Origin of the sequence: Corallococcus sp. 4LFB (genome assembly GCF_046520365.1) — a bacterium.
GTDB lineage: Bacteria > Myxococcota > Myxococcia > Myxococcales > Myxococcaceae > Corallococcus > Corallococcus caeni.
This window is the reverse complement of the sequence record NZ_JBKGHJ010000552.1, coordinates 1-5076: the sequence shown is the minus strand read 5'-3', so window position 1 is coordinate 5076 and position 5076 is coordinate 1. Positions and strand designations below refer to the sequence as shown.

The window sequence follows — 5076 nt, the reverse complement described above, 5'->3', positions numbered from 1 at the left end:
CGCCAGCCCCAGCGTCACGTACCGGCGCCCGTTCACGGCGGCGGCGCGCATCGCGGCGTCCACCAGCGTCTCCGCGGTGCCGTTGGGCGCGGTGGGTTCGCGCAAGAGGTCCTGGAGGAACCAGCCGTCGCGCGCGTACACGGGCGTCACCGACAGGAAGCCCACCACGCGGCCCTCCACCTCCGCCACGAAGGCGCGGCGCTCGCGGGCGAAGGCGCCCGGGGCCAGCCCCACCAGGAAGCCCATGGTCGCCATGCGGCGCGACGCGAGCCAGTGCTCGGCCAGCACCTCCACCGCCGCGCGCAGCGGGTGGCCTTCCGTCTCCATCACCTCGGCGGGGACCTCGCGCACGCGCACGCCGTGGGAGCGCGCGCGGCGGAGCTGTTCGCGCAGGCTGCGGCTGCCCTTCACCACCCGCTCCCAGTTCGCCGGGTCCCACACCGGCTGCTCGCCGATGGGCAGCTCCTCGAACGGGACGAGCTGGGAGAAGCGCGCCTCCGTGGCGAAGAAGCTCACGCGCCGGCCCGCGCTCCGGGCCGCCCGGTGGAAGGCCGCCACCACGTCGTGCACGCGCTCCGGCGCGGCGATGGGGCCGCCTCCCGCCACCCACGCGCCGCCCGTGTCCACGTAGGCGATGCACCCGTCCCCCTCCGGCGCGAACCAGTACTGGAAGCCCGGCTGGAGCACCTGGAAGGACGTCGCGTTCCAGCCGTGGCGCTTGAGCAGCGCCAGCACCCGCTCGCGCGCGTCGCCTGCGGTGTCCTGGGGGGAGTCGGCCATGGTTTTTGCGTTCAAACTACGTCCCACCGCGGCGGCCCGCCAGCCAAAGCCGCCCGGGGAGGCAGGGCCCTTCCTGGACGGACCGTGCGGAAGTGCACCCTCCCCGGGTGGAGCGCGCGGGAATGGATCCACTCCGGCGGCTTCTTCGCACTAAGGGAAGACGTCCCCGCGTTCTTCTGGAGCCGTGCACCGTGTCCCCACACCGTCTCATTCCGCCCCCCGGGTTGCTCATCGCCGCGCTGCTGCTGCCAGCCGCGGCCCTCGCGCAGGTGCGCACCAACGTCGCGCGGCTGCTCACCTCGGATGCGGCGGAGGTCATCGACGCGCCGGTGGTGGGACTCCAGCGCACGGCGCTGCCGCTGTTCGCCGGGCTGTCGGTGGACACGTCGCTGTACGCGACGCGCTGCTCGCGCCGAACCTGGGGGTGCGGTGGGCGGTGGCCGGAGGGCCGCACCGGGTGGCGCTGGGCGCGCGCTACACGCACTTCGTGGGCGCGTCCGCGTACTCCAGCCGCGTGGAGTCGCGCGAGCCCGCCATCCAAAGCTTCACGCCGGAGCTGTCCGGCCCGGCCTTCTACGGCGTGTATGGCCTGTCGCTGGGGCCGGTGCTGGTGCAGGGCGAGGCGCGCTATGCGCGGTACGACTCCGACTACCTGGCCTTCACCGGCGCGGTGGCGTGGAACTTCACCGGGGCGTGGTCGCTCATCGCGGAAGGGGGCATGCGCGTGAAGGGCGGCGCGAAGCTCAAGGCCGCCGCGGGCGTGCGCTACGGCGGCGAGCACCTCGGCCTGGCGCTGGGCGCGGCCTACGTGGACCTGAGCGACCCGGCGCTCCCGGGGCAGGACCTGCCGGTGCTGCCCACCTTCGACCTGTCCTGGAGCTTCCGATGATGCGGCGGTGCGTCGTGGGCCTGTGCGGTTTGTTGCTGGCGTCGTGCTCGGCGGAGATCAACGTGGAGACGGCGCCGTTCACCCAGACGGTGCCGGTGACGTCGGTGCTGGCGCCGGTGTACGCGGAGGTGGCGCTGGACCTGCCGGAGGAGACGCGGGACCTGTCGGTCGTCACCGTCAACACGGTGCAGGCCGCGCTCACGGTGGCCAATCCCTCCCAGGTCCTCACGCTGGAGCTGAGCGCGCGGCTGTCCTTCACCGGGCAGGCGGAGCCGGGCACGCCCAAGACGTACACGGAGGCCAACCTGCCGCCGTACTACGCGGCGTCCACGCTGCTCCTGGCGCCGCGCGCGTTCGCGCCCAACAGCCGCACGCCGCTCACGGTGAACAGCCCGGCGCTGAAGGAGGCCCTGGGCCGGCGGCGCGTGTGGCTCATCGTGGAGAACACCGTCACGCGGACCAGCGGCCTGCCCACGGGCGGGCTGCCGGTGAACATCGTGCTGGAGAACATCGTCTTCAGCGCCAACGTCACCAAGACCTTCCCGGGGCTGGGCGGGGCCTTGGAGGTCGGCGGGCTCTAGGGCTGGAGCAAGCGCGCGAAGGCGTGCACGCAGAACTCCGCGAAGGCGCGCACCTTGGCGGGGACGAGCCGGCGGTGCGGATGGACGAGGAAGATGCCACGCCCGGCCACCGGGGCTTCCGGCAGCAGCGTCACCAGCGTGCCCGCGCGCAGGTCGTCCAGCACCAGATAGCCGGGCAGGTTGGCGATGCCCCGTCCCTGGAGGACGGCCTGCCGCAGGATGAGGTTGTTGTTGGATTGGAAGGGCCCGGAGACCCGCAGGCTGTGTCTGCCTTCAGGCCCTTCGAACTGCCACGCCATGGGCGAATGCCCGCGCTTGAACGTCAGGCAGTCGTGCTCCAGCAGGGCGTCTGGCGTGCGCGGCGTCCCGCGCCGCTGGAGATAGGCGGGGCTCGCGCACAGGAGGCGCTGCTCCGGGCCGAGGCGCCGCGCCACCAACGTGCTGTCCTCCAGCGCGTCCGCGATGCGGATCGCCACGTCGAAGCCTTCCTCCACCAGGTCCACCAGCCGGTCGCTCGCGTCCAGGTCCACCCGCACCTCGGGATGGAGGGCCTGGAACGCGGCGGCCATCGCGCCGACGTGGACCTCGCCCAGCACCGCGGGCGCGGCGATGCGCAGGAGGCCCCGGGGCTTTTCATCCAGGGCCGTGACGGACAGCGCGGCCTCCTCCAATTCCGCCAGCACCCGGCGGCAGTGCTCGTAGAAGACGCGGCCGGCCTCCGTGAGGCTCACGTGGTGCGTGGTCCTCCGGAGCAGCCGCGCCCCCAGGCGCGACTCCAGGTGGGCCACCTGCTTGCTCACCGCGGAGGGCGTCAGGCCCAGCCTTCGCGCCGCCGCGGAGAAGCCGCCGTCCTCCACGGCCCGCACGAAGGCGTGCAGCGGCATCACCTCGTCGAAGAGCAGGGGGTTCGGCTTTTTCCGCTGGGGCACAGGCGTCGTTCCTCGGGACCACGTTCCCAATCCCGGTCCCCCGGCGCAAGAGAAGGGCATCGGGGACGCCCACCGCGTCCCCCTCTGGAGGAGCACCCATGCGGACACCTTCCCCCGAATCCGGACGCCTGTTCGGCCTCACCGACGGCGAGGCCGGCTATGCCCTGCTGCGCATCACCCTGGGCCTCAACATCCTGCTGCACGGCGTGGTGCGGCTGGTGGGGGCCCCGGGGCCTTCGCAGACGGACTGGTGAAGGCCTTCGAGACCTCCCTGCTGCCCGGAGCGCTGGTGCGGCCCTTCGCGTGGGTGCTGCCCTTCGCGGAGACGGCGGTGGGCGCGCTGCTGCTGGTGGGCCTGCTGACGCGTCATGCGCTCGCGGTGGGAGGGCTGCTGATGCTGGCGCTCGTGTTCGGCACGGCGCTGCGGAGCGAGTGGGAGATGTTGAGCGTGCAGATGCTCTACGTGGGCCTCTACGCCGCGCTGCTGGGCACCGCCCGCTTCAACGCCCTGGCCCTGGACCGGCTGCGCCTGTCCGCGCCGGCCGCGACGCCCCGGAGCGTCCCGTGAGCACCCGGCGCCAGTTCCTGTCCGGTACCGCCCTGGCGGCAGGCGCGCTCGCGGTGCCGGGGGCCGTTGCCGCGGAAGCCCCCGCGCGCGGCACGCCGAGGGCCTCCGCGAAGAAGGGCTTCTGGCCGGGAGGAGCCCGGCTGGCCATCTCCCTGTCGCTCCAGTTCGAAGCCGGCGCGCAGCCCGAGCGCGGCGCGAGCAGTCCGTTCCCGCCCATCGACGTGAGCCGGGACGAGCCCTTCGTCGTGGACGTGCGGGGCAGGCCCTTCGCGGTGGTGCCCTACACGCTGGGCATGAACGACATCATCAACTTCGAGTCGCGCAACTACACCGCCGACCACTTCGCGAGCGAGCTCAAGCACGAGTTCGACGCGCTGTATGCCGAAGCGGGCGAGCGCCGCAGGATGATGTCCATCAGCATGCACGACCGCATCTCCGGCAGGCCGGGCCGCGTGAAGATGCTGGAGGAGTTCATCCGCTATGCGCAGCGCCAGCCGGGCGTCTGGTTCGCGCGAAAGGACGCACTGGCGCGCTGGACGCTGGAGCAGGCCGGAACCCGAGGAGCCGCCATCCAGGCCGGACGGCTCCCCGTTCCCACCCGTCAGGGGCCGTCGTCCTCCGCGTCGTCCGCGCCGCCGTCGTCCGCGGGGGCGCGGCCGAGCAGCCGGTCCACCTCCGCGTGCGCGTCTTCCGCCTGCGCGGGGCTGATGCGCTTGTAGACCTTGAGCGAGTCCACCACACGGTGCGCGTGCTTCCACAGCGCGCGCGAACCGCTGGCCGGTGAGCGCTTGCGCGGGGACGGCAGCATCGCGGCGAGCACCGCGCCCTGCGCCACGGAGAGCTGGGACGCGGACACGCCGAAGTGCTCGCGCGCCGCCGCCTCAATCCCATACACGCCGTTCCCCCACTCCACCACGTTGAGGTACAGCGTGAGGATGCGCTGCTTCGTCAGCGCCTCCTCCAGCCGGTGCGCGAGCACCAGCTCCTTCAGCTTGCGCAACAGGCTGCGGTCCGTGGACAGCCAGAGGTTCTTCGCCAGCTGCTGCGTGAGCGTGGACGCCCCCCGCCCCAGCTTCCCCTCCTCCACCGCCTGCCCCACCGCGCGCGCCAGCTCCACCGTGTCCACGCCGTCGTGCAGGTAGAAGCTCGCGTCCTCGGAGAGCAGCACCGCGTCCACCGCGGGCTTGGACACCGCCGACAGCGGCACCCACTGCTGCCGGCGGCGCGGCTTGCGCCCGGCCTCGCGCGCCTCGCTGGCGCGCTGCTCGATGAGCGCCGTCGTCTTCGGGTTCTCCTTCACCAGCGGGCCGCGTCCGGCAGCCCGGCGAC

General features: G+C 72.9%; 8 protein-coding genes. 5 read left to right on the top strand and 3 right to left on the bottom strand.

Annotated elements, in window-relative coordinates; translation table 11 throughout:
* On the bottom strand, positions 1–780 hold a 780-nt coding region (locus ACLEQD_RS36635), incomplete at its 3' end, for a phosphatidylglycerol lysyltransferase domain-containing protein (protein ID WP_410390532.1).
* 457 nt (positions 781–1237) lie between these two features.
* On the opposite strand from ACLEQD_RS36635, the gene ACLEQD_RS36630 reads away from it, so the two are divergent.
* Positions 1238–1669, top strand: a complete 432-nt coding sequence (locus ACLEQD_RS36630; RefSeq protein ID WP_410390531.1) for a hypothetical protein — start codon at positions 1238–1240, stop codon at positions 1667–1669.
* A complete protein-coding gene (locus ACLEQD_RS36625) occupies positions 1666–2250 on the top strand; it encodes a hypothetical protein (protein WP_410390530.1) in 585 nt (194 codons plus the stop codon). The genes ACLEQD_RS36630 and ACLEQD_RS36625 overlap by 4 nt, the downstream gene beginning before the upstream one ends.
* Here ACLEQD_RS36625 and ACLEQD_RS36620 read toward each other — a convergent pair.
* Complete coding sequence (locus ACLEQD_RS36620; RefSeq protein ID WP_410390529.1) at positions 2247–3179, bottom strand: LysR family transcriptional regulator; 933 nt, start codon at positions 3177–3179, stop codon at positions 2247–2249. The two genes, ACLEQD_RS36625 and ACLEQD_RS36620, sit on opposite strands and share 4 nt — an antisense overlap.
* 98 nt (positions 3180–3277) lie before the next feature.
* Here ACLEQD_RS36620 and ACLEQD_RS36615 point away from each other — a divergent pair, with 98 nt between their 5' ends.
* Genes ACLEQD_RS36615 through ACLEQD_RS36605 form a run of 3 tightly spaced genes read left to right on the top strand, consistent with a single transcriptional unit; the run spans position 3278 to position 4466 of the window.
* Complete coding sequence (locus ACLEQD_RS36615) at positions 3278–3433, top strand: hypothetical protein (protein ID WP_410390528.1); 156 nt, start codon at positions 3278–3280, stop codon at positions 3431–3433.
* Positions 3430–3747: a MauE/DoxX family redox-associated membrane protein gene (locus ACLEQD_RS36610; protein WP_410390527.1), complete on the top strand. Its 318-nt coding sequence runs from the start codon at positions 3430–3432 to the stop codon at positions 3745–3747. Before ACLEQD_RS36615 ends, ACLEQD_RS36610 begins: the two co-directional genes overlap by 4 nt.
* Positions 3744–4466, top strand: coding sequence for a hypothetical protein (locus tag ACLEQD_RS36605; protein WP_410390526.1), 723 nt, complete (start codon positions 3744–3746; stop codon positions 4464–4466). The genes ACLEQD_RS36610 and ACLEQD_RS36605 overlap by 4 nt, the downstream gene beginning before the upstream one ends.
* Here the strand turns inward: ACLEQD_RS36605 and ACLEQD_RS36600 are convergent.
* Positions 4349–5076 (bottom strand): transglycosylase domain-containing protein (locus ACLEQD_RS36600; RefSeq protein WP_410390525.1); only part of this gene is annotated, 728 nt, incomplete at its 5' end. The genes ACLEQD_RS36605 and ACLEQD_RS36600 overlap by 118 nt on opposite strands.

Coding starts and splice junctions, on each gene's coding strand:
- ACLEQD_RS36625 (WP_410390530.1), top strand. CDS start 1,666: ATGATGCGGCGGTGCGTCGTGGGCCTGTGCGGTTTGTTGCTGGCGTCG.
- ACLEQD_RS36615 (WP_410390528.1), top strand. CDS start 3,278: ATGCGGACACCTTCCCCCGAATCCGGACGCCTGTTCGGCCTCACCGAC.